This window comes from Pseudomonas putida, assembly GCF_003228315.1.
Classification (GTDB): domain Bacteria; phylum Pseudomonadota; class Gammaproteobacteria; order Pseudomonadales; family Pseudomonadaceae; genus Aquipseudomonas; species Aquipseudomonas putida_S.
Map to the genome: position 1 here is coordinate 1,001,095 of NZ_CP029693.1, position 26,690 is coordinate 1,027,784.

Genomic DNA, 26,690 nt, shown 5'->3' on the forward strand with positions numbered 1-26,690 from the left:
CTCAGCGCTGCACGAGCGAAGAACGAAGGTCGGCGATGTGCTCGCCGTCCTGGTTGGTCACGCGGGTTTCCTGCACCACGAATTGCAGCGCCCCGCCCTTCTTCTCATACACATCGACGATTCGTGTATCGAAGGTCAGCACGTCACCGGCAAACGCCATGCGGTGGTAGTTGAACTCCTGCTCGGCGTGCAGGATGCGTCCCAGGTCAAAGCCCATGATGTCTTCGACGATGGCCTGTGGATTGCGGCCTTCGCTTTCCAGGCACAGCAGGAACGTCGGTGGCACCGGCAAGGCCTTGTAGCCGGAAGCCTTGGCCACGGCTTCATCGGTGTACACCGGGTCGGTTTCGCCAATGGCCTTGGCGAAGAAACGCAGGCGGCCCTTTTCCACTTCGCTGGTGGTGACGCCGAGGGAGCGGCCGATCAGACTTTTGTCTGCCATTTCAATTGATTCCTGTCCGTTATCAGGTTCTCGCGCACCCGTCGGGGTACGCGAACCGGGAAGCGATCAGCCGCGACCAAAGAGCGTGACGACACCGGCGCCGCCCAGGCCCAGGTTGTGCTGCAACGCGTGTTGCAAACCTTCGACCTGACGTGCGCCAGCGGTCCCGCGCAACTGATGAGTCAGCTCGAAGCACTGCGCCAACCCGGTGGCACCCAGCGGGTGCCCCTTGGAGAGCAGGCCGCCCGACGGGTTGATCACCACCTGGCCGCCGTAGGTGTTGTCGCCATCCATGACGAACTTCTCGCCACCGCCGACCGGGCAGAAACCCAGGCCTTCGTAGGTCAGCAGTTCGTTGTGGGCGAAGCAGTCGTGCAGCTCGCAAACACGGATGTCCTCGGGACCGACGCCGGCCTTTTCGTAGACTTCGTTGGCTGCCTGACGGGTCATGCCGACGCCGACCACACTGATCATCGACGGAGGATCGAAGGCGTCCGGCTTATCGGTCGCCAGCGCCTGGGCGAGGATGGTCACGTCGGTGCGCAGGCCGTGCTTCTTGGCAAAACGCTCGGAAACGATGATTGCCGCCGCGCCACCACAGGTTGGCGGGCAGGCCATCAGGCGGGTCATCACCCCTTCCCAGACCACCTGGTCGGCCATCACTTCTTCGGTGGTCACGACTTTGCGGAACACCGCCAGCGGGTTGTTGGCCGCGTGACGGCTGGCCTTGGCGCGGATCGCGGCGAAGGTTTGCATGCTGGTGCCGTACTTCTCCATGTGCTCCTTGCCCGCGCCGCCGAAGAACATCAGCGCGCCCGGCATGCCGACACCTTCGGGGAACGCGGCAGCGGAGGCGTCAAAGCCCTTGCCCATGGTCAGGGGACGGTCGGTCCAGAAGTTCTTCAGGGCACCCGGCTGCATCTGTTCGAAGCCGAAGGCCAGCGCGCAATCGACCGCGCCGCTTTCCACCGCCTGGCGTGCCAGGTACAGCGCGGTGGAACCGCTGGCGCAGTTGTTGTTGACGTTGATCACCGGAATCCCGGTCATCCCCACTTCGTACAGCGCCGATTGGCCACAGGTGGAGTCGCCATAGACGTACCCGGCGTAGGCCTGCTGCACCAGCTCATAGCCGATACCGGCATCCTGCAACGCCTGACGTACCGCCTGCGCGCCCATCTCGATGTAGGAACCACTGGCGCCAGGCTTGGCGAACTGAATCATGCCGACGCCGGCAATGTAGGTTTTCTGTGACATCACGTTCTCCCCGGATTGATTGACGGAGCCCTGGCCTTCTCATGCCTTCGTGGCTCCATGACGCCATGGTTGCGTACCAACCCTCGGGCTGTATCCCGCTCACAGGGAGTGGGATGGGGTGGGTTGCCGATCTGCAAAAACACAAACCCAAAACCTGTAGGAGCGAGCCTGCTCGCGATAGCAATCTGTCAGGCGACTCAAATGTTGAATGTTCTGCCGCCATCGCGAGCAGGCTCGCTCCTGCAGGGGGCGGGGTGTCAGGCGATAGCGCCGGCTGAGCGCAGCTCGCCAATACGGGCATCGTCCAGCCCCATCTCACGGAGTATGTCGAGGGTATGCTCGCCGTTTTTCACCACCCTACCCGCCGTGGCCGGTGTGCGGCTCAAGCGCGGGGCCGGGGCCGGGTGGGTCACACCGTCGGTCTGCATGAAGGTGCCTCGGGCCTGGTGGTGCGGGTGCAAGGCGGCTTCGTTGAAGTCCAGCACCGGGGCGAAGCAGACGTCGGTGCCGTCCAGCAGTTCGCACCATTGATCCCGCGTGCGGGTCAGGAACATCGCTTCGAGCTTGCTGCGCAGTGCCGGCCACTGACGGCGGTCCCACTGTTTTTCGAACGCCGGGTCATCGATCTGGCACAGCTCCATCAGCAGCCGGTAGAACTGCGGTTCGATGGAGCCGATCGAGACAAAGCCGCCATCGGCGCACGCGTAGCAACCATAAAACGGCGCGCCGCCATCGAAGATGTTTTCCCCGCGACCGCGCCACTCCCCGCTCTGCTTGAACTCGTAGTACATGGTGCTGAGCAGCGCGGCGCCGTCAGAAATGGCCGCATCCACCACCTGTCCCTTGCCGGATTTCTGCGCCTCGAACAGCGCACTGACAATGCCGAACGCGAGGAACATCGCACCGCCGCCCATGTCCCCGGCCAGATGCAGCGGTGGCGTGGGTTCGCGGTCGGAGTGGCCCATGGCATGCAGCGCGCCGGTGATGGCGAGGTAGTTGAGGTCATGGCCGGCGACGGGCGCCAACGGACCGGTCTGCCCCCAGCCGGTCATGCGTCCGTAGACCAGGCGCGGGTTGCGTTGCAGGCACTGGACCGGGCCGAGTCCCAGGCGCTCCATGACACCGGGACGAAAACCCTCGATCAGTACGTCGGCGCCTTCGATCAATTGCATCAGGACTTCCACCGCGCCGGGCCGGCGCGGATCGATCCCCAGGCTGCGGCGGCCCCGGCTGATCACGCTGCCGTCGCCGTTGAGGAAACCGGCGACCAATCGGTCGACCCGAATCACCTCGGCGCCCATATCGGCCAGCAACATGGCTGCGAAAGGCGCGGGCCCTATCGCGTTCATCTCGACTACCTTCACACCTGCCAGTGGACCTGCCATCGCTTATCTCTCTCATTGTTGGATGCATGGCTGCATGCACGCGATGCGTATTGCAGCGCGCAACAGGCTAGCCAGCCCCATGGGGGAGACAATCGCTCGAACGAGTGAAGTTCAGGCCACAGGCAGGGACCGCTTGCGCAAGGCGGCCTTGTCACGGCAGAACGGCGTTGCAATATGCGTCGGACAAAAGCTGGAAAAAGACAGACTGATGCAGTCAGTGAGGGCACAAAAATACCTGTAGGAGCGAGCCTGCTCGCGATGACGGCTCAATGGACAACATCTATGTTGCCTTATAGACCGCTATCGCGAGCAGGCTCGCTCCTACAGGGTTTGTGTACACACTGGATGCTGGAGCAAAACATGCCTGACCGCCCGGACCTGTTGGCCCGCCTGACCCTCGTCCCGCCCCTTGGCGACACCCGGGATGCGGCGGCAACGCCTGATGCGATGTTTCATGCCTCGCAAATCCACCCGGAAAAATTTCGCGTGCCGGGCGCTGCACCCAGTCATTTGCAGCGTGAACATCTTCTGGACCGCATGGACGTCTCAGACGCCACGCGACTTATCCTGATCGAGGCCGCCGCGGGTTTCGGCAAGACCACATTGCTGCGCCAGTACCGCGAGCGTTGCCTGGCCCATGGGCGTCAGGTGCTATGGCTGACCCTGGATACAGCCGACAATGAACTGCGGCGCCTGACCGCTCATCTTCACGTCGCCGTGCAGGCATTGAGTACCGGAGACGAGAAACCGGCCGACTTCAGCCCCCGGGTCCTGCTCGACAAACTGGCCATGCAAAACCTGCCCTTCGCGATCTTTCTCGACGACTTTGAAACCCTGAAGTCTGCGCCGACACTCGATTTCGTGCGGCAATTGCTGACTGCCCTGCCGTCTCGCGGGCAACTGGTCATCGCGTCAAGAAGCACGCCGCCGATCGCTCTGGGTCGTTTGCGCGCCCACGGGCAACTGCTCGACATCAGCACCGACGCCCTGCGCATGAGCCTTGAAGAGACCACATTATTCCTTCGTGACAAGTGCGGCCTGTCCCTTGCGGATGCAGAGATTGCCATGCTGCAACAGCGCACCGAGGGCTGGATCACCGCGCTTTACCTGAGCACGCTGTCGTTGCAGGGGCGAACGGCACCGGCGGATTTCGTGGCGTCACTTTCCGGGGCAAACCTGGAACTGGCCGATTATCTGGCCGAAGACATCCTGGGCCGGCAGTCCGGGGAATGTCGCCAGTTCCTGCTGCACAGCAGCGTCCTCGGGCGCTTCAGTGCAGCGCTGTGCGACGCCGTAACCGGGCGTCAGGACAGTCAGGCCATGATCGACCACCTGCAACGGGCCAATCTGTTCATTCAACCGACGGATGAGCAGCATCAGTGGTTTCGTTATCACCCGTTGTTCACTGATTTTTTGCGCCGTGCCCTCGAACGCCAGTCCCCCGGACGGGCCAAACAACTGCATGCACGGGCGGCCCTCTGGTACCTGGCACACAACCAACCGGCCAACGCCATCGAGCATTACCTGCTGGCCGGTGACGCCGACAACGCCAGCCGGCAGATCGACCGGCACCTGGATGGGTTGATCGATGCCGGCCGATTGCGCTGGCTGTTGCGCTGGTTCCAGCAAATTCCCGATCAGACACTCGATGGTTACCCCCGGCTGATCCTTGCCTACGCCTGGACACTGGTGCTCGATCATCGCTATCAGGACGCCATGCAATGGGTCGAACGGCATCACGACACCCAGGAAATGGGCACCATACGCTGCCTGTTGCAGGTGTTTACCGACCAGGTCGATGCGGCGTATGCCACCGCCCTGGTAGAGATCGAGCGGGTGTCGCCGGACGACGTATTGCAGTACGGCATGCTCGCGACCACGCTGGCCTACTGCATGGTCGCGACCGGTCGCTATGAACAGGCGCGAGCGCTGCTGACCCGGATGGCCAGCCAGGGTCCGCAGAACCGTTCGGCACTGGTCGACAGCATCGCGGTCTGCGTGGAGTGCATCCTGGACTTGATCCTGGGGCGGCTGGAAAGCGCCGTTGCCCGCTTGCAAGCCGCCAGCGAGGAGCAGGCACGCAGGCCCGAAGGCAAGTGGGCGGGCGGCAGGCCTTCGCTGGATACCCTGCGCGCGATGTCGCGCTATGAACAGGACGAACTTTCGCAAGCCCGCCAGCTGCTCAGTGATATTCCGGCCTACGCCCTCGACAGCGGCGGCCCGGACCCGATGATCATCCGCCATGTGCTGCTCGCCCGCATCGCCTGGCTACAGGGTCAACGCAGCACCTGGGTGCGACATCTGGCAGCGCTCGAACAACTGGGCCGGCGCAGCGGTTCGCTGCGGATTCGTTGTGCGGCGTGGCTGGAGCGCGCCCGTGTCGCAACCCTGGAAAACCGCCTGGACATCGCTGCGCAGGCCTTGCATAACGCCGACCTTGCGGGGAACTGGGGCAGTCCTGATCTGGTGCTGCACAGCTGCGACACCGATACCCCCTTCATCGCCCATCAGAGATTGCGCATCGCCAAGGGTGAATTCGTTATCGCCGCCGAAGCCTTGCAACCGGCTATCGACGAGGCCCAGGCCCGCCAGCATCACCGACGGGCGCTGAAACTGCGCTTGTTGCATGCCCTGGCGCTGGAAGGCCTGGGACGACATAAAGAAGCACTGGACACCCTCACGCCGGCCTTGCGCCTGGCCAGCGACGAGGGCTTCATCCGCACCTTTCTCGATGAAGGTCCGGCCCTGGCCAGACTGCTACAGCGTTGGGCGGTGACGTTCAAGGCGCAGTGCAAGAGCCACGGTATCGCCCCCGGTTTTCTGACGGACCTGCTGCAACGCAGTGCCCTGTCGGGCACACAGGCCGAAGCCGATCCTGAAGAAGCGGACACTCAACTGACCACCCGCGAGTTCCATGTCATCCGTTTGCTGGCCGCCGGCAACCGTAACCGGGCGATTGCCGAGCAGATGCATTTGTCCGAACACACGGTCAAGACCCACTTGCGCAACGTCAGCGCGAAACTCGGGGCGCGAAATCGCACGGAAGTCATCGCCATCGCCCGCGCCAGGGGCTTGCTCGATTGAAGGAGGTCAGTCCAGCACCCCCATCGCCTTGGCTTGCATCACCGCCTGGGTTCGTCGCTTGACCCCCAGTTTGTGATTGATGTGCACGGTGTGGGCCTTGACGGTGTTGAGGGAAATGAACAGCTGATTGCTGATCTCCTGGTTGGACAAGCCTTGCGCCACCAGCTTCAGCACCGCCACTTCTCGTGGCGTCAGCTCCTGGCCGGGGCGTGTTTCCGCTCGCACGTTCGGCGCTGCCAGCGGTACGGTTTCTCGGCTGAATGACGCTGCCGATTGTGCATCGATGCGTGCCAATGCCCGCCGAACCTCGCTGACCAGGTTGCCGAAACAGCGGTTTGAGCAGTCTGCCAGCAACAACTCCAGCCGCTGTCGTGCCGCTTCAACTTGCCCGGTGCCCTGCTCGCCCAGCGCCGCCATCAGCTCGATGCGCTGGTGCAACGAAGGCGCATGCAGCGGTGGCAGGCGGGGGGTATCGCCCCGGATAGAGGCCAGTGCCGCCTGCGCCATCGGCAGCATTCGTTCCCAGGCCTCTTGCCGTGCCAGCAAGCGCAACTGCTGATAAACGATGACCGATTGATAGCAGTTGTCCTTGATCTTCGCGCACTGCATGGCCCGCGTCGCCATGCTCACGTAGATCCGTGCCTGCTCAAGGTCACCTCGGCAGGCGTGCAACTCCGAAAGCCCGAGCAGTGCGTGCAAGGTGTAGGGGTCGCCGCTGTCCGTGCCGTGCTCCAGCGCCATGCGCAGCGCTTTCTCGCTGGCGTCCAACTCACCGCGCAACAGGTGCAGTTCGCCCTGCAACAAGTGCAGGCGCCCCAGCATCAGGCTGTGCCGGCCACTGAGCCTGGCGACCAGGCCGAAGCATTCCCGCACCAGCCGCTCGGCTTCGGTCAGCGCGCCGTTGAGAATCAATTGGCGGATGCGATCGGCGTTGATGAGCACCTCGCTGGCCAGGCATCCCTGATGCCGTGCCAGTGCCAGGCATTGCTGCAACAGGCGTTCGGCCTGCAAGGTTTCGCCTGCGGCCATCGAGACCCGGGCCAGCGTCGAATAGCACAGGAACGAGGATTGCCAATCCCGCAGTTCCAGGTGCTGCAAGGCGGATTCGCAATGCTCGAAGGCCCCTTCGGCATTGCCCAGCAGGCCCTGCAACGTACCTTCCAACGCTTGCCAGTTGGCCAGGATGCGAACGTTGATCGACGCCTTGGGGTGCGGGGAAATCCTCGCCAGCCGGGCGATGCAGGCTTGCGCTTCATCCAGCCGCCAGCTGCTGAGCAATGCCCGGGCATTCATGTAGATCAGATTGGGCGTGCACTCCAGCAGGCGCGAGGGCAAGCGCGCGCGCCAGTCGAGCCAGGTGAACAGGTTGCGTTCGTTCAGCAGCCAGTCCAGTGTCAGGCGCTCCATGTAGCAGGCCGCTTCATCCACATAACCGATGGACAGCGCCAGTTCGACGGCCTCGTCGACGAACCCGTCATTGCACAGCAGGCGGCAGGCGCTCAAGCGCAACTGGCTGATGCCGGCGGCACTCATTTCCCCCTGCAGCGCCCGCGCCACGGCAGGCAACAGGCAGTACCAGTGCGCGTCATTGTCCAGCGGTAGAAAGAACGCTTGTGACTGCAACAGGCGCAGAAAAATGCTGCCGCCATCGAGGTCCGGCCACAGCTGCTGGCAATGGGCGGTCGATACCCGTGGCAACTGCGCAATGCCGAGCAACATCTTGCGCTCGTCGGCATCAACCCGGGCCAGCAGTTCGCCGCCCAGATAGTCGCGCATCCACAACTCCCCTGCCCGCTCCTGACGCCCGGCTGCGTTCAACAGCAGATACGTGCCGGCGCACCAGCCATGGGTCTGGCGCCACAGCGTGTCGCGCACGACAGGCTCGGCGCTGGCTTCGAACGACGTCACCACGGCGTCGAATTCTTCTCGGTCGAAGGCCAGTTGCCCGGCGCCCAGTTCCAGCAATTGCCCTTCCAGCAGCAGGCGCGGGAGTTTCCAGGACGGGCGTTGTCGGCAACTGACCCAAAGCTGTACCTGCCCCTGCGCGCGTAACAACCGATCGATCCATTCATCGAGCTCAGGGCTGGATTGCGCCGGGTAGTCATCCAGCACCAGCCACCAAACGTCCGGGCTGCGTGCCAGCCATTCCAGCAACGCCAGCGGTTCGCGCGCCTCGGTGCCAACACTCGCAGCCAGTCGTTCGCAAAATTGCCCGAGTGTCAGCTGCCGCCCTTCCAGATCAAGCCATGCGCAATGTTCAGCGGTGCGTTGGCGCAGGCACTCGTTGAGCAACGCCGTCTTGCCATATCCGGCCGGGGCACACAGCAGGCGCAGACGCGGTGCACGCGCCAGCAGCTCGTCGACCAGCCGCGTTCGAGGCAAGTAGACGGGCGCCGACCTGGGCGGATGCGCCGGTCGAGCAATAGCGTCAACCGCGGTGTTTTGCTCCCGACACGACATTGAAACGAGCATGGGCGCGCAGCCCTCCTGAAGTACGCCAGGGTTGCCTGGACAAGAATTCGTGCAATCTTCGCGCGCGTGGAACGGCAGCCCCATCCGTCATTCGAGGTATTTTGACTGGAAGGTCAGTGTATTGATGAAAAACTGACCAATCCCCCCTGTGGGAGCAAAGCTTGCTCGCGATAGCGGTGGGCCAGTCACAGCAGCATTGACTGTACTGACGCCATCGCGAGCAAGCTTTGCTCCTACAGGGGGCTTGTTACCTTCTGCAACATCCTCTTTCCCAACGTACCCGATAAGCCTCCAGCCCCACGCAAAAAAACACCGCCAGAACAGCGCAAATAATGCTTTCGGGTAATGCGCAAAATTACCTGATCAGGCAATTCAGGCCTGCGGTTGGCCTGCATAGGATGGCCACTCCACAACATCCTGTAGCAGAGAACCGCATGACAAAAAAAACAAAGCGCGGCGTCTTCCAGCCCAGTCTGCTGGCCGTAGCGGTAATGGTTGCCACCGGCGCGAGCACTCAAGCTCACGCCGTTGATTTCAACATCGGGGAGATTCAAGGGTCGTTCGATTCATCGCTGTCGGTCGGCGCCAGCTGGTCGACGAGCGACCCGGACAAGCAGTTCATCTCCAACTTCAACTCCCAGGGCGTGACCGGGGGCGAGTCCGCCTCGCGCACCACCGACGACAACCGCCTGAACTTCAAGAAGGGCGAGACCTTCTCGAAGATCTTCAAGGGCGTGCACGACCTGGAGCTGAAATACGGTGACAGCGGTGCCTTCGTGCGCGGCAAGTACTGGTACGACTTCGAGCTGATGGACGAGCACCGGCCGTTCTATGACATCGATGACAGTGGCCGGGATCGCGCCGCCAAGTCCTCGGGCGCGATGTTCCTCGACAGCTTCGTCTACCACAACTACAACCTCGGCGATCAGGTCGGCAACGTGCGCCTGGGCAAGCAGGTGGTGAGCTGGGGCGAAAGCACCTTCATCGGCAACTCGATCAACAGCATCAACCCGGTGGACGTGGCGGCCCTGCGCCGCCCCGGCGCGGAAGTGAAGGAAGGCCTGATCCCGGTCAACCTGCTCTACGTGTCCCAGGGCCTGGCCGACAACATCACCGCCGAAGCGTTCTACCAGTTGGAGTGGGAAAAGTCGGTGGTCGACAACTGCGGCACCTTCTTCGGCAGCGACGGCGTACCGCAAGGTTGCAACGACCGCCTGGTGGTGGCCGGCCTCGACCTGCCACCGGGCGTGGCGCGCAACACCGGCGGCAACGCGGCCATCGCCGCCGGCACCGACGATGCGTTCATCCCGCGCCTGAAGGACAACGATGCCCGCGACGGCGGCCAGTATGGCCTGGCCTTGCGCTGGTACGTGCCGGAGCTCAACGACACCGAGTTCGGCGCCTACGCCATGAACTACCACAGCCGCAGCCCGTTCCTGAGCATCAACCAGATGACCAGTGCCGCCGGCGGCGTGACCTCGGCGCGCAGCGTGCGCTACTTCATCGACTACCCGGAAGACATCCGCCTGTACGGCCTGAGCTTCCAGACCAACGTCGAGGGCGTGTCGCTGGGTGGCGAGGTCAGCTACCGGCCGAACATGCCGCTGCAACTGAACACCGCCGACCTGCTGTCGGCCGCCACCTTCGGCGCCACTTCGCCGCTGATCACCACCGGTTTCGCCGGGCGCAACCTCGGCGCCGAGGTCAACGGCTACAAGCGCATGCCGGTGACCCAGGCCCAGGTGACCGCCACGCAATTCTTCGATCAGGTGCTGGGCGCCAGTCGCCTGACCCTGGTCGGCGAGGTCGGCTACAACCACATCGGCGGGCTGGGCAAGGCCGACGGCTCGGACCTGCGCTTCGGTCGCAGCCCGGCCTTCGGTTCCGGTGAGCTGCAAGGCCCGGCTGGCGCCGCGACCTGTGCCGGCACCGCCGTGGGCCTGCCCAACGCCAGCAACCCGGCACAGGAATGCAACGACAACGGCTTCTACACCAGCAACAGCTGGGGCTATCGCCTGCGCGGCAAGCTCGATTACCCGAACGTGATCGCCGGCATCAACCTGTCGCCGAACCTGGCCTGGTCCCATGACGTCGAGGGTTACGGCCCGAACTTCGACGAAGGCTCCAAGGCCGTCAGCCTGGGGCTGGATGCCGACTACCAGAACACCTACACCGCCAGCCTGAGTTACACCAATTACTTTGGCGGCGACTTCAACACCAACGTTGATCGTGACTACGTCGCGCTCAGCTTTGGCGTGAACTTCTGACGCCCCCTTGCCCGAGGAGCCCGAACAATGAAAACAACAACCCTGCTACGCACCGGCGCATTGACCCTCTCGTTGCTGGCCACCAGTGTGTTGGCTGCCGTATCCCCGCAAGAGGCTGCCCAGTTGGGCAGCACCCTGACGCCGCTGGGTGCCGAGAAGGCAGGCAACGCCGATGGCAGCATTCCGGCCTGGACCGGTGGCCTCAAGCCCGGCGCGGCACCGCTCGATCGCGGTTTCATCGGTGAACCATTCGCCGCGGACAAGCCGCAGTTCGTCATCACCGCCGCCAACGCCGAGCAGTACAAGGACAAGCTGACCCCCGGCCAGCTGGCGATGTTCAAGCGTTATCCGGACAGCTACCGGATCCCGGTCTACAAGACCCAGCGCACCGCCGCCAACCCGCAGAACATCTATGACATCGCCAAGAAGAGCGCGGTGACCACCCAGTTGATCAACGATGGCACCGGCCTGGCCAATTTCAGCCAGACCCGCTACTACCCGTTCCCGATTCCCAAGAGCGGCGTCGAGGTCTACTGGAACCACACCAACCGTTATCGCGGCGGCAACATGCTGCGTCAGGCCGCCCAGGCCGCGCCGCAGGCCAACGGTTCCTACTCGATTGTCGAGTACCAGGACGAACTGGCCTTCCCGCAACTCATGGAAGGTATCGAACCGGGCCAGGCCGATAACGTCCTGTATTTCTACAAACAGGAAATCACCGCCCCTTCGCGCCTGGCCGGCAGCGTGGTGCTGATCCACGAGACCATCGACCAGGTCAAGGAACCGCGCCTGGCGTGGGTCTACAACGCCGGCCAGCGCCGCGTGCGCCGTGCCCCGCAAATCGCCTATGACGGCCCGGGCAACGGCTCGGACGGCATGCGCACCGCCGACAACACCGACTTGATGAACGGCGCCCCGGACCGCTACGACTGGAAGCTGATCGGCAAGAAGGAGCTGTACATCCCGTACAACAACTACAAGCTGCAATCGCCCAAGCTCAAGTACGACGACATCATCAAGCCGGGCCACATCAACCAGGACTTGACCCGTTACGAGCTGCACCGGGTCTGGCATGTCGAGGCCACTTTGAAGCCGGGCGAACGCCATGTGTACGCCAAGCGTGACCTGTACTTCGACGAAGACACCTGGCAGATCGCCGAGGTCGATCACTACGACGGTCGCGGACAACTCTGGCGTGTCGGTGAGGGTTATGGCGTCAACGACTACGAACGAGGCGCCGCCGGCTACGCAATGATGGGGATCTATGACCTGATCGCCGGCCGCTACAACGTGCTGGCGATGATCAACGAGTCCAGGCAGGCGCCGCTGTTTGGCAACGCCGCCAAGATGAACGACTTCACCCCGGCCGCGCTGCGTATCGCTGGCGTGCGCTGAGACGGCAACCGACACGGGCGGGTAATGACATTTCGCAGGTGAAATGACGTTACCCGCTTTTTTTTGCGCACATTTCATTGGAGGAAAATCATGAGCCGTTTACGTGCATTGACGATCGCAGGCGTACTGCTCACAACCCTGGGTGCATCGACTTCCTACGGGCAGTCCCTGAGCGTCGATGAAGCCCGGGCGATCGCCAAAGAGGCCTACATCTACGGATTCCCGCTGGTAGACAACTACCGCGTTCAATACTCGTACTTCGTGGACGAAGGCAACCCGGAATTCAAGGCCCCGTGGAACCAGCTGAACAACACCGCGCGTGTCTATACCCCTGACGACAAGGCGATCCAGACGCCCAACTCCGATACGCCCTACTCCCAACTTGGCGCGGACCTGCGCAGCGAACCCTTGGTGCTGACCCTGCCTAAAGTCGAGGACGGGCGCTACTTCTCCGCGCAATTCGTCGACCAGTACACCTTCAACTTCGCCTATCTGGGCAGCCGCACCAGCGGCAACGGCGGTGGCAATTATTTGCTCGCCGGTCCCGACTGGAAGGGAGAAACCCCACCGGGGATCAAGGGTGTGATTCGCTCGCAAACGCAGTTCGCTTTCGTCTTCTACCGCACCCAACTGTTCAACCCGGCCGATATCGACAACGTGAAGAAGGTCCAGGCCGGCTACAAGGTGCAACCGCTCTCGGCCTTCCTGGGCAAGCCGGCACCGGCCACGACAGCGGTCGACTTCATCAAGCCGCTGAGCCCGGACCAGGAACTTTCGTCACTGGAGTTCTTCAATGTGCTGAACTTCGTGCTCAAGTTCTGCCCGACCCACCCCGACGAACAGGCGCTGATGCAACGCCTGGCCAAATTGGGGATCGGTCCCGGCCAGTCGTTCAATGTCGACAGCCTGTCACCCGAGTTGCGCCAGGCCATTGCCGATGGCATGGCCGATGCCTGGAGCAAGGATTTCGCCGAATTTGAGAAACTGCGTAATGCACGCAAGGTCACCAGCCGCGATGTCTTCGGCACCCGCGAACATTTGCACAACAACTATCTGTACCGCATGGCCGGCGCCGTCAGTGGCATCTACGGCAACTCCGAGGACGAGGCGCTTTACCCCAGCTACTACGTCGATGGCGCCGGCAAACCACTGGATGCCGCGCAGCATCGCTATGTGCTGCGTTTCGCGCCGGGGCAATTGCCGCCCGTCAACGCGTTCTGGTCCCTCACGCCCTACAACCTGCCGGCGCGGATGCTGATTGCCAACCCGTTGAACCGCTACCTGATCAACTCGGCGATGCTGCCGGATCTGAAACGCGATCCCGACGGCGGCCTGACGTTCTATGTCCAGCCGCAATCGCCGGGCAAGGACAAGGAAGCCAACTGGCTGCCCACGCCCAATGGCCCGTTCATCATCGCTATGCGCATGTACTGGCCCAAGCCCGAGGCTCTCAGCGGCCAATGGCAGCGGCCTGAACTGCAGCAGGTGAACTGATCAACATCGTTCTTGCAGACCACTATTCCACGGATGATTTCCCATGCTTAAACATGCTTGCCTGGCCACAGCCATTGCCCTGATCGCCCCGACACTCTTCGCCTTGGCCGCCCAGGCCAACGACACGGTGCCCGTGAACGCGGACAACTTCGCCCGCGCCGAATCCGATCGCTACTTCAGCGCCGCCGTCGCCCAGGGTGGCTTTGGCCAGTTTCACCACCACCGCACGACCATGGCCATCGACAAGCAAACCGTCATTCGCCCCAACCGCGACACGCTGTATTCGGCGGCGGTGTTCGACCTCGATGCAGGGCCCGTGACGATCACCTTGCCCGACGCCGGCCAGCGCTACATGTCGCTGCAGGTGATCAACGAAGACCATTACGTCACGTCCGTTGTATATGGCCAGGGCAGTTACACCCTCAGCCGCGAACAGGCCGGCACGCGCTACGCCATCGTCGGTGTGCGCACCCTGTTCAACCCGGAACAGGAAAAAGACCTCGACCAGGCCCATGCACTGCAGGATGCGATCAAGGTCAGCCAGGCGAAGCCGGGCAGCTTCGAAGTGCCGAAATGGGACCCGATCAGCCAGAAGAATGTGCGTGATGCCCTGGTGCAATTGGGTTCGACCCTGCCGGATACCCAGCGCATGTTCGGTAATCGCGAGCAGGTCGACCCCGTGCGGCACTTGATCGGTGCCGCGACGGCCTGGGGCGGCAATCCGGAGAAGGATGCCTTGTACCTGACCGTCACGCCGACACAAAACAACGGTCAGACTCCCTACACACTCAAGGTCAAGGACGTACCGGTGAACGCCTTCTGGTCGGTCAGCGTGTACAATGCCAAGGCCTACTTCGAGCCCAATGCCCTGAACGCTTATTCGCTCAACAGCCTGACCGCAAAGCGTAATAAAGACGGTGAAGCAGCCATTCAGTTTGGCGGTTGCGACGGCAAGGTCGCCAACTGCCTCCCAATCACCGAGGGCTGGAACTACACCGTGCGCCTGTACCAGCCACGGGCCGAAATACTCAGCGGCAACTGGACCTTTCCAGTGGCGCAACCGCTGAACTGAAACGGGCGGGCCTACCCCAAAGGAGGGGGATAAATGCCCGGCACATCTCTCTATTGTGGATGCCTGTAACGGGCCATGAATCCCATGGCCCCAACTGCACACTGTTAGACGAGAGATGCCATGACTGACCTGCTGCTCAACGAGCGCGAGTTGCGCTTCCAGCTTTACGAGCTGCTCGATACCCAGGCGTTGCTGCAACGCCCACGCTACGCGGACCACGACCGCGGCGTGTTCGACGCCTCTCTCACCACCGCCCGCCAGATCGCCAGCGAGCTGTTCGCCCCGCACAACCACAAGGGCGACGCCAACGAACCGACCTTCGATGGCGAACGGGTGCACATGATTCCCGAGACCAAGGCCGCCTGGGATGCCTTCGCCCAGGCCGGTTTCCTGGCCGCGCACCACGACTTCGAAGATGGCGGCCTGCAACTGCCGGAAGTGGTACTGCGCGCCTGCATGGCTTACTTCAATGCGGCCAATATCTCCACGGTCGCCTATTCGTTCCTGAGCATCGGCGCGACCAACCTGGTGAAAGCCTTTGCCGGCCCACAACTGCGCGAGCGCTTCCTGCCACCGATGCTCGATGGCCGCTTCAGCGGCACCATGGCCCTCACCGAGCCCGGCCAGGGTTCGGCGCTGGGCGACTTGCGCACCACCGCACGCCCGGCGGAAAACGGCACTTACCGGCTCTTCGGCCAGAAGATGTTCATCTCCGGTGGCGACCACGAACTGACCGACAACATCGTGCACATGGTATTGGCCCGGATCGAAGGCGCGCCGGCCGGCACCAAGGGCATTTCGCTGTTTTTGGTGCCCAAGTTCCTGGTCAATGCCGACGGCAGCGTCGGCGAGCGCAACGACGTAGCGCTGGCCGGCCTGCTGCACAAGATGGGCTATCGCAACACCACCTCCACCGTACTGAGCTTCGGCGAGCACGACGGCGCCGTAGGGTATCTGGTCGGCGAGGCGCATCAGGGCCTGAGCTACATGTTCCAGATGATGAACGAGGCGCGTATCGGCGTCGGCCTGGGCGCCGCCAGCCTCGCTTATCAAAGCTACATTCATGCCCTGGACTACGCCCGTCAGCGTCCGCAGGGTCGCCTGCCCGGCAACAAGAACCCGGCAGCACCACAGGTGCGCATCGTCGAGCATGCCGATGTGCGGCGGATGCTGTTGCAACAGAAGGTCTATGCCGAGGGCAGCCTGGCGCTGTGCCTGTATGCCAGCAGCCTGGTGGAAGATGCCCACACCTGCGCCACGCCACTGGAGCGCCGCAATGCCGCCGAGCTGCTCGACGTACTGACACCGGTGGTCAAGTCCTGGCCTTCGCGCTACGGCCTGCTCGCCTCCGAGATTGGTGTGCAGGTACTGGGCGGCGCCGGTTACACCCGCGAATACCCGCTGGAGCAGTACTACCGCGACAACCGTCTGAACCCGATCCATGAAGGCACCGAAGGCATCCAGGCAATCGACCTGCTGGGTCGCAAACTCGGGCCGCGTGGTGGTGACGGGTATCGACTGTTCACCGCCGAAGTGCTGGCCACCCTGCTGGTGGCCAACAATGACAGCCACTGCGCGCCGCTGGCTGCACTGCTGGCCGACGCATTGAGTGTGCTGGAGCAAGTCACCGCCAGCCTGCAGGCGCAAGTGGCGGCCGATGCCAACCTCGGCATGGCCAATGCCACGCCTTACCTGGATGTGTTCGGGCGCGTGGTGGTTGGCTGGATCTGGCTGCGCAAGGCGCTGTTGGCCAGCCGTGCCTTGAATTCGAACGCCAGCGGCAGTGACGTCGACTTCTATCAGGGCAAGTTGCAGGCCGCGCATTACTTCATGAGCTGGGAGCTGGCGTCGCTGGCGTCTCAGGCGCGGTTGCTGACCGAAGCCAATCACGTCGCCTACTACATGCAGGACAGCTGGTTCTAGTGAACCTGCTGTGGGAGCGAGCCTGCTCGCGATGAGGCCGTCACATTCACCATCGTTATCTTTTGACTGACAGGGCCCCATCGCGAGCAGGCTCGCTCCTACGGTAGTTATTCACAGGTCCGCGATGCACGCGCCCTTACAACAAAAATCAGGAAAGCATCATGAGCAATCTGGTCACCTACCACGTCGAAGACAATCTCGCGCTGATCGGTCTGGCTTCACCTCCGGTCAACGCCCTCGGACAACCCCTGCGCGCGGCCATCCTGCAAGCCTGCGAGCGCGCCGCCAGCGACCCGGCGGTGTCGGCGATTATTGTGCACGGCGAGAGCGGCCTGTTCTGTGCCGGCGCCGACATCACCGAATTCGGCCTGCCGGCGTCCTTTGCCGCCCCTTCGCTGCCCGACCTGCTGGTTCGCCTGACGCAAATCGACAAGCCGCTGATCGCTTGCATCGGCCGCTTCGCCCTCGGTGGCGGGCTGGAACTGGCGCTGGCCTGCGGTTACCGCGTCAGCGCCGGCAATGCCCGCCTCGGCCTGCCGGAAATCAATCTGGGCCTGCTGCCCGGCGCCGGTGGCACACAGCGTTTGCCGCGTTTGATCGGCGCTGAACCGGCGCTTGAGATGATGATGTCCGGCGTTCCGGTCAGTGCCGATCGTGCCCTTGAGCTCGGGCTGATCGATCGTTTGATCGGTGAAGGCGAAGATTTGCTCGATGGCGCACGCCGCTATGCCCGGGAATTGGTCCGCGACGGCGCAGCGGCCCGTCCCGCCGAACGCCACGCCAACCCTGCAGCCGCCCTGCCCGATGACTTTTTCGCGCGCTATCGCGCCAGCCACGAGCCGCGCTGGAAAAATCGCCTGGCGCCTCGCCTGGTGCTGGCGGCCGTCGAGTCGGCCTGCGTGCTGCCGCTGAGCGCGGGACTGGAACGCGAAGTCGCGCTGTTCAAGGAAGCCGAGGCCTCGAGCCAGTCCGAAGCCCTGCGCCACGTGTTCTTCGCTGGGCGCGAAGCGGGCAAGGTAAGCGGCGTCAGTGCCAGCACCGCCCTGCGTCCGGTGGCCAAGGTTGGGGTGATCGGTGCCGGCACCATGGGCGGCGGCATCGCCATGAACTTCGCCAACGTCGGCATCCCCGTCACGCTGCTGGAACTCAAGCCCGAGGCCCTTGAGCGCGGACTGGGGCAAATCCGCAACAGTTACGAGATCAGCCGGCAACGGGGCAAATTGACCCAGGCCGAGCTGGATCAGCGCATGGCCTTGCTGACCGGCACCCTCGAATACGCCGACATCGCCGACTGCGACTTGGTGATCGAAGCGGTGTTCGAAAGCCTGCCGATCAAGCAGCAGGTGTTCCGCACCCTGGATGAGGTGTGCAAACCGGGCGCTATTCTCGCCAGCAACACCTCCACCCTCGATGTCGATGCGATCGCCGCCGTGACCCGCCGCCCGCAGGATGTGATCGGCCTGCACTTCTTCAGCCCGGCCAACGTCATGCGCCTGCTGGAAGTGGTTCGGGGCAAGCACACCGCGCCTGAGGTGCTGGCGACAACCCTGAAACTGGGCAAGACCATCGGCAAGATCCCGGTGGTGTCCGGCGTGTGCTTCGGCTTCATCGGCAACCGCATGCTCGAACCCTATTCCCGCGAAGCCCATCGCATGGTGCTTGAAGGCGCCACGCCGGCGCAGATCGATCAGGTGTTGACCGATCTCGGCCTGGCCATGGGGGTCATGGCGATGCACGACCTGGCGGGCATCGACGTCAGCTTCCTGGTGCGCGAGTCCCGTCGTGAAGCCATTGCCCATGATCCGAGCTACTGCCGACTCGCCGATGAACTGAACGCGCTCGGTCGCTTCGGTCAGAAGACCAAGCGCGGTGCGTACATTTATGAAGGCCGCGAGCGCAAGGAAGACTTTGAAGTGGTTGCCCTGGCCGAACGCATTGCGGGGGAACTGCATATACCGCGTCGTCCGATCTCCAACCAGGAAATCCATGATCGCTGCCTGTTCATGCTGATCAACGAAGGCTTGCAGTTGCTCGACGAAGGCATCGCCGAGCGCAGTGGCGATATTGACCTGGTGTGGATCAACGGCTACGGCTTCCCGGCCTGGCTCGGTGGGCCGATGCACTATGCCGAGCAGATCGGCCTGGAAAACGTTCTGGCTGGTATTCGCCAGTACCGCAAGGCACTGGGTGAATACGGCGAGATGTGGTTCCACCCTGCCCCCTTGCTGGAACGCCTGGTCGCCGCCGGCAAGACCCGCATCGAACGTATCTGAGTTGAACAACCGGCCCCCACAGTGGGGCCGGTTTTCTGTTGGCAGCATAATCGCGAGGATGTGTGATGGACCTGTTCAATCGATTTTCATTGGCCGGCAAGACCGTGCTGGTGACCGGCGCCTCCAGCGGTATCGGTGCCCATCTGGCCCGGGTGGCCGCTGCCGCCGGCGCTCGTGTGGTGCTCGGCGCGCGGCGTATCGAGCGTTTGCAGCAGCTGGCACAAGGCATTCATGAGGCTGGCGGCGAAGCGCTGGCAGTCACCCTGGACGTGACCGACCGGGACAGCGTTGAAGCCGCGTTTGACGCAGGCGAAGCGGCTTTCGGGGTAATCGACGTGGTGCTCAACAATGCCGGTATCGGCAATGGCCAGCGGGTACTGGAGATCAGCGAGGGCGATTGGCAGGCCATGCTGTCGACCAACCTCGACGGTGTGTGGCGCGTCGCCCAATGCGCGGCCCAGCGGCTGGCCAAGGCGCAGCGGCCCGGGAGCATCGTCAACATCGCTTCGATACTCGGCCTGCGCGTGGGGACCGGCTACAGCCACTACTGCGCGGCCAAGGCCGGCGTGGTGCAACTGAGCAAGTCACTGGCGCTGGAGCTGGCGCGCTATCAGATCCGGGTCAATGCGATTGCGCCGGGGTACTTCAAGACCGAGATGAATGACGCGTATTTCGACAGTGACAAGGGCCAGGCCTACATCCGCGACATCGTGCCGATGCGCCGGTTGGGCAGCCTGCAGGAACTGGAAGGGCCTTTCCTGCTGCTGGCGAGCGACGCCGGGGCTTTCATGACGGGGGCGGTACTGGCGGTGGACGGTGGGCATCTGGTGGGTAGTTTGTAGACGCTGATTATCAAAACTGTGGGAGCGAGCCTGCTCGCGATGGCGGTGCGTCAGTCAACATTGATGTTGGCTGACCTGGCCTCATCGCGAGCAGGCTCGCTCCTACAGGGTTATGCGTCGATCATAAATAATGTGATCAATGCGGAACCTGTGGGAGCAAGGCTTGCCCGCGATGGCGGTGCGTCAGTCAACATTGATGTTGGCTGACCTGGCCTCATCGCGAGCAGGCTCGCTCCTACAGGGTTATGCGTCGATCATAAATAATGTGATCAATACGGAACCTGTGGGAGCAAGGCTTGCCCGCGATGGCGGTGTGTCAGTCAACATTGATGTTGGCTGACCCGGCCTCATCGCGAGCAGGCTCGCTCCTACAGGGTTATGCGTCGATCATAAATAATGTGATCAACGCGGAACCTGTGGGAGCAAGGCTTGCCCGCGATGGCGTAAGCACAGTCGAATGCCGGCCAGCAAGGAACCCTCAAAACTCGAATCGGCTCAACGCAGTGTGCGGGTCAAACGGCAGGTAACGCGATTGCCGATCACGCATGACCTTGATCATCGCAATCTCCGGATCACTGGAGAACACCAGGCGCCCGCCACTGGCCACCAGATGGTCCAGCAGCCGCTCCTTCTCACCCACCAGGCCTTCCGGGTTACGGTCGTTGGCCGTGGTGACGTCCAGGCGCAGCCAATGCGTGCCGGGAATCAGGTCGCCTGCGAACACCACCGGCCCGCCGGGCATGGCGATTTCCGGGATCAATTGCCCCGGCGTGTAGCCATCGCTGAAATGGAATTGCCAGCCATCACCCAGTTCCTTGCAACGGGCGCCATCGACCAGCACCAGCCGACCGCTGCTTTCGAGGCGATGCACGATCTGGCGCACGAACAAGGCACGATCATGGGGATGGTTGTGACAGGCGCGGGACCAGTGGCGCGCACCGGTGATGTAATGCGCGGTGGGAAACAGCAGGCGCGGTGTATTGCCGTCTTCAATTGCCGCACAGAGTTCAGGGGTGAGTTGCGCGTGCAGGTGCGTCAGCACCACCGCACTGATATCACTTTCCGCCAGACCGTGTTGCGCCAGGCTCTCGAGCAACCCCGAGGTGTGCTTTTGGCAACTGCAGGTGCGGCGCAGTGGCGCCAGCAAGGCACCGGCGCCGGCCAGCACGAGGATGTTTCTTCCCCCCTGCTGCACCAGCAAACCCCGTGAAGCCAGATCCACCAGGTTGTCCTGGTCAGGCTTGATCCAGTCGGCCCATAACTGCCGCGGCGTATTACCGAACATCACGCCACCATCAAGCTTGCGACTTCTACCGGCCAGAGTGGATATACAACGGTTCACGACAAGTACCTCTTTGTATTCGCGCCGCCTTTGCGCAACGGGCGGCGGACGCGTTTTATGAGGTCTACAGGTTAATCCGCCGGCACCGGCTCGCCCCCCACCCGAGTGGGGTGGGTCAGGCATATCCCCGCCGGCGCCAGATCAATCGAACAGGCTAGTTTTTTGCCTCGACCGCAGGCGGTGACCACGAACCGTCGGTGGTGGCCGCCCCGGGGCCATAGGCGCGCAAGTAAAGCGAGAAATCAGCGTCCTTCGGTGCGGGCAACCAGTTGGACTCTTTTTCCGGACCGGGTGAGTCGGCCTGTACATGGAGGATCAGAGAGCCGTCGCTCTCGAACTTGAGCCCCTTGTTCTTGGTGCCAAGGGAATAGCGCTTGAGCGCATTGGGCACAAAGAAGTGCTGGGCGTCATAGAGGGTTAGCGACCAGAAACCGAACACCGGTGGAGTTGCACCCTTGGCAAAGGTCAGGGTGTAGTGCCTGGCGCCGTTCAAGCGCTGCCCTGCGCCATCGAGGTCCTGATAAAAATACTTGGTCTCGTTGGGTGAATTGACCAGGATGTTTGACTTGGCCACCGCCGTGCGCGTGAAGTAATCAGTGCCGAACGCAGCGTTATTGGCGGTTGTCGTCCAGTTGTTGCCTGCCGGCAGCCCCCAATTGCGAAACTGCAGCAGCGGGTCCACGAGTTCTTTCTCGGCTTTCGCCGCCTCATCGTCCATCGCCCGCTTCAAGGCCGGATCGCTGTCGGCCGCTGCAAGCACCGCCCGGATCTGCGCATAGCGCGCCTCCTCGCCCGGCAGTGCCGGCGCGTCCTTGAGCACTTTCGGCAGTTCGGCAAAGAACTTGTCGGGGAAGACCCACTGGGTCTCCGCCTCGCCACCGCCCTCGGCAGGGGAATTGAGTGCCGGCAGTTTGCGCCAGTCCTGCTGTTTCATCTTCCCGTCGAATTCGGCGAGCGGGTATATGTCGATGCCACCGATGACCGACTGGATCTTTTCCCGATCCTGCGGCGTGTCATCCATGAATACCCGTGGCACCACAAAGGCCGTGTCGGTGCCGGCGACAAAGACCTTGGTAATGCCTTTGGGGACATCACCCTTCCAGTTGGGGCCGACCAGCAAATAGAAACCTGGCTTGCTCCCATACATCGCGCCCATTTGGGCAAAGCTGTCGGTGCGCAGGTCGACGATCTGGTAAACCCAGAATCGCTCGCCAAAGTCCGGCACCTGGACAACCACCGGCGAGACATCCAGAGCCACCACCGCCCCGCCGTAGACCACGTCCTGATTGGGACAGGCCACCCAACGCTGATCCGCCTGGACGTAGTCGTGCAGCATCGCCAGCCGGTTGAGCGGCGCGAACGGCAGAACACCGTTCATCAAGCCGACCTTGGGCGACTGGCTGAACGCCTGGCGCCGGTTGTAGATGTTCACCATCGGCCAGCCCCAGAAATAGGCGTCACGCGCCACCATGCGAGCGTATTGCTCGGTAACTTTGACGCGTGCGTCAGGCCCCGCAGTCATGGCGGCACTCCAGCCCGGAGATGGCAGCAATGTATCGGCCCGGGCCGAAGGTAACGCAGTGGACAGGACGACAGCCGACGCCATCAGCAACTTCAAGGTTTGAGTGACCATGTGTCCTCCATCTGGCCGCATCCTGAACGTTGGACATACAACAGAAAAATTCTCATCTGTGATTGAAGCCGAAGATTGGCAGCCTGCCTCCCTCGGGCTTCAGCGTCCGACTTGCGGTAACAGCCCCTTGAGCCGGGTTGATCACCATTTCTCGATCCACGGACGCAAATCCAGCTCGAATGTCCAGGCATCCCGTGGCTGGCTGTGCAGGTACCAATAGCTGTCGGCGATGTGCTCGGGATTGAGGATGCCGTCTTCATCCTTCAGCGCATAACGCTCCGGAAAACTGGTGCGAATGAAGTCGGTGTCGATGGCCCCGTCCACCACCACATGGGCCACGTGAATGTTTTTCGGGCCCAGTTCGCGGGCGGCGCTTTGTGCCAGCGCGCGCAGTGCGTGCTTGGCCCCGGCAAACGCCGCGAAGTTCGCCGAACCACGTAGACCGGCCGTGGCACCGGTGAACAGCATGGTGCCTTTTTGCCGCGTCACCATGCGCTTGGCCACTTCCCTGGCGTTGAGAAAGGCGGAAAAACAGGCCATTTCCCAGATCTTGAAGTACTTGCGGGCGGTTTCATCCAGAAGACTGCACGGCACGTTCGCACCGATGTTGAAGACGAACACTTCGATGGGACCCAGCTCTGTCTCGATGCGCTCGATCAGGTCGACGACTTCCTCTTCCTTGCGGGCATCGGAGGCAAAGCCATGGGCGATGCCGCCGCTGGCACGAATGCTTTCGACCAGTGGCTGAAGCTTGTCGGCATCGCGCCGGGTCACGCAGGTGGTGAATCCTTCAGCGGCAAAACGCTTGGCGATGGCGCCGCCGGTGGCGTCACCGGCACCAATGATGAGGGCTACTTTTGCAGTGGATGGGTTAGCTGACATGAACAGGGATCCTCTTTATCGGGCAATTGTTGTGGATCGACACCAGCGGCAATGCTCACGCTTCAGCCAGGGCTTCCATGACGAAATCGAGACGGTCCTGGCCGAAGAACATCTCATCGCCGACAAACATCGTCGGTGCGCCAAATACACCACGACCCAGGGCTTGATCGGTGTTGTCTTTCAATGCGGATTTGATCTGCGGGTCGCTGATCAGCGCTTGAATCTCTTCCAGTGAAAATCCTGCGCCAATCACGGTAGCGGCAACGCCCTCGGGCAGGTTCAGATTCACTCCGTCGACCCACAGTGCCTTGAACAAGGCTGCCAGCATCGTTTCGAATCGCTCGGGATGCCTGATCTGCACGCCGATGTCGGCGCGCATCAGGTTGAGCGTATTGATGGGAAAGTGCGGATTGAACCGGAACGGTACGTCGTAGCGACGGGCATAACGCTGAAAATCAATGGTGGTATAGCGCCCCTTGGCCGGTATCGCCGCGGGTGACGCATTGCCGGTGGCCTGGAAGATGCCGCCCAGCAACATCGGCTTGAACACCAGGCTTGCGCCCTCCCGCGCACAGATTCCCGGCAATTGAGTCCAGGCCAGATAAGACGCCGGACTGCCCACATCAAAGTAAAACTCTACGGTCTTCGCCATATTCGCCTCTCATAGGAAAACGATCGTTTACTTAACGAACCCTATGCTACGCTCCCGCCAATGTCAAACGATCCGGGGACGGTCAATGCGCTACTCCAAAACCCACAAGGAAGAGACGCGTGCAAAGCTGATCGAGGCGGCCAGGGCGGTCACCAAAAAAGGTGGCTTCGGCACCACGGGCGTCGACGCCCTCATGGCCAGCATCGGCATGACCGGTGGCGCGTTCTATAGCCACTTCCCCTCGAAGCAGGCGCTGTTCCAGGCGGTGATCGAGAATGAAGTGCGCAACAGCACGCAAATGCTGACAGGCGGACAGGACGCTTCAGCCAAACAGCTGGAGCAATCCGTGCGCAGCTACTTAAGTACCTTTCATGTCCTTCACCCTGAAGAAGGCTGTGTGCTGCCAGCGTTGGGAGCGGAGATTGCCCGGGCCGAACCGCAGGCACGGGAGGCGGTGGAGAAAGGTTTGAAAGACATCCAGAAAGCCTGGGCCGAGCGCCTGGGCAGTCCCGAGGATGCCTGGGCGGTAATTGCCCAATGCGTGGGAGCGCTGGTCCTGTCCCGCTCGGTCGAGACCGAAAAGACCCGCAAGGAGATCATCTCCTCGACCCGCAAAGCCATCGAGAAGAACCACTTCACCAAGCCAGCGTAAGCGTCAGCTCCCCGCTACATGAATCCGCCGGCAAACTGCCCACGCAGATACTCGACAAACACGCTGACTGCCCTCGGAACGTGGGTGGAGTAAGGGCGCACCAGATAGATGTCTTCAGGAAAGGCACCGACTGAGCGCCAGGCTGGCAACACCTGCACCAGCGCCCCGCTCTTGAGCCCGGCCTGGGCGGTAAAGTCAGGCAGCAGCGCGATGCCCAGATCCGTCAACGCCGCATCCCGCAGGGCTTCGCTATTGTTGGTGGCGAAGATGCCCTTGACCGGCACCGTCAGGCGTTTCCCCGCCATTGGCGAGCCACCCTGGGCCTCGAAGGCCCAGGTCGGTGTATCACTGCCCCGTGGGTAGAACAGGCAACTGTGTCCCGCCAGATCATCGGGATGCCTCGGCTCGCCGAATGTCTCCAGATAACTGCGAGTCGCCACCAGCACGGAACGGGTCGGGCTGAGTTTCCAGGCGACATGGGTGTCCGGGATCTGATTGCTGTGCCGAATGGCCAGGTCAAAGCCCTCGGAGGCGATGGAAGAAATCTGATCGGACACGTCGAGTTGCACCCGAACTTCCGGGTATTCGCGAAAGAAGCCGGCCAGAACCGGCACCAATTGCTGGCGGGCAAAGGCCACTGGCGCGGTCAGGCGCAGAAGCCCGCGTGCGACACCGGCGGAATCGCGAACATCGGAAAAGCTGCGGGCGATTTGCTCGTAGGCGCTGCGCACGTCACTGACCAGAGCATGCCCGGCATCGGTCAAGCGCACGCTGCGGGTCGTGCGCTGCACCAGGCTCAGCCCCGTGGCTTTTTCCAGCTCGACAATGCGCTGGCTCACCGCCGACTTGCTGACGCCCAACCGGAGCGCTGCCGCCGTATAGGTGCCCTGCTCTTCGAGGATCGCCAGCCAGTGCACATGGGTCCAGAGCTGTTCGACTTCCAATCTAGCCATGATGCGATCGTTCTGGTGTGCGAACGCTCAGGCTCGTCAAAAACATCTCGCCAAAGACCCGCAGTGCTTCACCGTCACGCTCAAGTTTGGCGCGTAGCACGGCCCCTTCCCAGCCGATCCAGAAAAACGCCGCCAGACGCGCGCAATCCGCATCCCCGGGGATTTCGCCGACGGCTTTGGCTTGTTCCAGGCAGCGCTCGAACCGGGCCTGCCAATCCAGCAGCACATCGGTCAGCTGCCCGCGGAAGGATTCCGGCAGCGCCCCCATCTCTTGTCCCAGATTGCCAACCAGGCAACCTCGGTGGAAATCGAAGCGCTGCATGCCGCGCTCGGCATCGTCGCAAAAGGCCATGATGCGCTGGAGCGGCGTCAGGCTTTCGTCGAGCAGGAAGTGATCGATCTTGGCCACGAAATAGCGGGCGTACAGCGTGATCAGTTCGCTGCCGAACGCTTCCTTGCTGGCGAAGAAGTGATAGAAAGACCCTTTTGGCACACCAACCGATTTGAGTATTTCGTCGATGCCAGTCGCGGAAAAACCCTTTTCCGTCAAGGCGGCAACGCCCGCACGGCAAAGGGTTTCTCGTGTTTCTCGATGGTCGCCGGCGGCTTTCGCCGGGCGACCGCGCTTGCGGGGGGTAGCTGGAATGTTCGTCATGGGCGAATTAATAGACTG

The 26,690-nt window shown here is 62.4% G+C and carries 19 protein-coding genes; 9 read left to right on the top strand and 10 right to left on the bottom strand.

Annotated elements, in window-relative coordinates:
- Position 1: 1 nt before the first annotated feature.
- The 3 genes from DKY63_RS04435 to DKY63_RS04450 all read right to left on the bottom strand — a co-directional run bounded on the left by DKY63_RS04435 (position 2) and on the right by DKY63_RS04450 (position 3,081).
- Positions 2–442, bottom strand: coding sequence for a MaoC family dehydratase N-terminal domain-containing protein (locus tag DKY63_RS04435; protein WP_110962974.1), 441 nt, complete (start codon positions 440–442; stop codon positions 2–4).
- A 66-nt stretch (positions 443–508) separates the two neighbouring features.
- Positions 509–1,696 carry a lipid-transfer protein gene (locus DKY63_RS04440; RefSeq protein WP_110962975.1) on the bottom strand — a complete coding sequence of 396 codons (1,188 nt, stop codon included), beginning with the start codon at positions 1,694–1,696 and terminating at the stop codon, positions 509–511.
- Positions 1,697–1,953: 257 nt separating this feature from the next.
- Positions 1,954–3,081: a CaiB/BaiF CoA transferase family protein gene (locus DKY63_RS04450; protein WP_110962976.1), complete on the bottom strand. Its 1,128-nt coding sequence runs from the start codon at positions 3,079–3,081 to the stop codon at positions 1,954–1,956.
- A 360-nt stretch (positions 3,082–3,441) separates the two neighbouring features.
- Here DKY63_RS04450 and DKY63_RS04460 point away from each other — a divergent pair, with 360 nt between their 5' ends.
- Complete coding sequence (locus tag DKY63_RS04460; RefSeq protein WP_110962978.1) at positions 3,442–6,165, top strand: LuxR C-terminal-related transcriptional regulator; 2,724 nt, start codon at positions 3,442–3,444, stop codon at positions 6,163–6,165.
- A gap of 6 nt (positions 6,166–6,171) precedes the next feature.
- On the opposite strand, the gene DKY63_RS32600 is transcribed toward DKY63_RS04460, so the two are convergent.
- Positions 6,172–8,547 (bottom strand): helix-turn-helix transcriptional regulator, encoded by a 2,376-nt coding sequence (locus DKY63_RS32600; protein ID WP_239499376.1) that lies wholly within the window; start codon positions 8,545–8,547, stop codon positions 6,172–6,174.
- A 524-nt stretch (positions 8,548–9,071) separates the two neighbouring features.
- Between DKY63_RS32600 and DKY63_RS04470 the strand changes: the two genes are divergently transcribed.
- The 7 genes from DKY63_RS04470 to DKY63_RS04500 all read left to right on the top strand — a co-directional run bounded on the left by DKY63_RS04470 (position 9,072) and on the right by DKY63_RS04500 (position 19,903).
- Positions 9,072–10,904, top strand: a complete 1,833-nt coding sequence (locus DKY63_RS04470) for a DUF1302 domain-containing protein (RefSeq protein ID WP_110962980.1) — start codon at positions 9,072–9,074, stop codon at positions 10,902–10,904.
- Positions 10,905–10,931: 27 nt separating this feature from the next.
- Positions 10,932–12,299 (top strand): DUF1329 domain-containing protein, encoded by a 1,368-nt coding sequence (locus tag DKY63_RS04475; protein WP_110962981.1) that lies wholly within the window; start codon positions 10,932–10,934, stop codon positions 12,297–12,299.
- Positions 12,300–12,389: 90 nt separating this feature from the next.
- Positions 12,390–13,793, top strand: a complete 1,404-nt coding sequence (locus tag DKY63_RS04480; protein WP_110962982.1) for a DUF1254 domain-containing protein — start codon at positions 12,390–12,392, stop codon at positions 13,791–13,793.
- 43 nt (positions 13,794–13,836) lie between these two features.
- Positions 13,837–14,865 carry a DUF1254 domain-containing protein gene (locus DKY63_RS04485; RefSeq protein WP_110962983.1) on the top strand — a complete coding sequence of 343 codons (1,029 nt, stop codon included), beginning with the start codon at positions 13,837–13,839 and terminating at the stop codon, positions 14,863–14,865.
- Positions 14,866–14,985: 120 nt separating this feature from the next.
- Positions 14,986–16,788, top strand: coding sequence for an acyl-CoA dehydrogenase (locus tag DKY63_RS04490; protein ID WP_110962984.1), 1,803 nt, complete (start codon positions 14,986–14,988; stop codon positions 16,786–16,788).
- Positions 16,789–16,949: 161 nt separating this feature from the next.
- A complete protein-coding gene (locus DKY63_RS04495) occupies positions 16,950–19,061 on the top strand; it encodes a 3-hydroxyacyl-CoA dehydrogenase NAD-binding domain-containing protein (RefSeq protein ID WP_110962985.1) in 2,112 nt (703 codons plus the stop codon).
- A 65-nt stretch (positions 19,062–19,126) separates the two neighbouring features.
- Positions 19,127–19,903 carry an SDR family NAD(P)-dependent oxidoreductase gene (locus DKY63_RS04500; protein WP_110962986.1) on the top strand — a complete coding sequence of 259 codons (777 nt, stop codon included), beginning with the start codon at positions 19,127–19,129 and terminating at the stop codon, positions 19,901–19,903.
- Positions 19,904–20,381: 478 nt separating this feature from the next.
- Here DKY63_RS04500 and DKY63_RS04505 read toward each other — a convergent pair whose 3' ends face one another.
- From DKY63_RS04505 to DKY63_RS04520, 4 genes are all read right to left on the bottom strand, one after another.
- Positions 20,382–21,245, bottom strand: a complete 864-nt coding sequence (locus DKY63_RS04505) for an MBL fold metallo-hydrolase (RefSeq protein ID WP_110962987.1) — start codon at positions 21,243–21,245, stop codon at positions 20,382–20,384.
- A gap of 154 nt (positions 21,246–21,399) precedes the next feature.
- A complete protein-coding gene (locus tag DKY63_RS04510; protein ID WP_239499377.1) occupies positions 21,400–22,878 on the bottom strand; it encodes a DUF1254 domain-containing protein in 1,479 nt (492 codons plus the stop codon).
- 141 nt (positions 22,879–23,019) lie between these two features.
- The gene (locus DKY63_RS04515; protein ID WP_110962988.1) at positions 23,020–23,760 is read right to left on the bottom strand and encodes an SDR family oxidoreductase; all 741 of its coding nucleotides are present in this window, start codon (positions 23,758–23,760) and stop codon (positions 23,020–23,022) included.
- A gap of 55 nt (positions 23,761–23,815) precedes the next feature.
- Positions 23,816–24,412 carry a 2-hydroxychromene-2-carboxylate isomerase gene (locus DKY63_RS04520; protein WP_110962989.1) on the bottom strand — a complete coding sequence of 199 codons (597 nt, stop codon included), beginning with the start codon at positions 24,410–24,412 and terminating at the stop codon, positions 23,816–23,818.
- 85 nt (positions 24,413–24,497) lie between these two features.
- Here DKY63_RS04520 and DKY63_RS04525 point away from each other — a divergent pair, with 85 nt between their 5' ends.
- Positions 24,498–25,064, top strand: coding sequence for a TetR/AcrR family transcriptional regulator (locus tag DKY63_RS04525; RefSeq protein WP_110962990.1), 567 nt, complete (start codon positions 24,498–24,500; stop codon positions 25,062–25,064).
- Positions 25,065–25,078: 14 nt separating this feature from the next.
- On the opposite strand, the gene DKY63_RS04530 is transcribed toward DKY63_RS04525, so the two are convergent.
- Together DKY63_RS04530 and DKY63_RS04535 are read right to left on the bottom strand one after the other, a co-directional pair.
- On the bottom strand, positions 25,079–26,017 hold the full coding sequence (locus DKY63_RS04530; RefSeq protein WP_110962991.1) for a LysR family transcriptional regulator: 939 nt from the start codon (positions 26,015–26,017) through the stop codon (positions 25,079–25,081).
- On the bottom strand, positions 26,010–26,672 hold the full coding sequence (locus tag DKY63_RS04535; protein ID WP_110962992.1) for a TetR/AcrR family transcriptional regulator: 663 nt from the start codon (positions 26,670–26,672) through the stop codon (positions 26,010–26,012). Before DKY63_RS04535 ends, DKY63_RS04530 begins: the two co-directional genes overlap by 8 nt.
- Between the last annotated feature and the right edge of the window lie 18 nt (positions 26,673–26,690).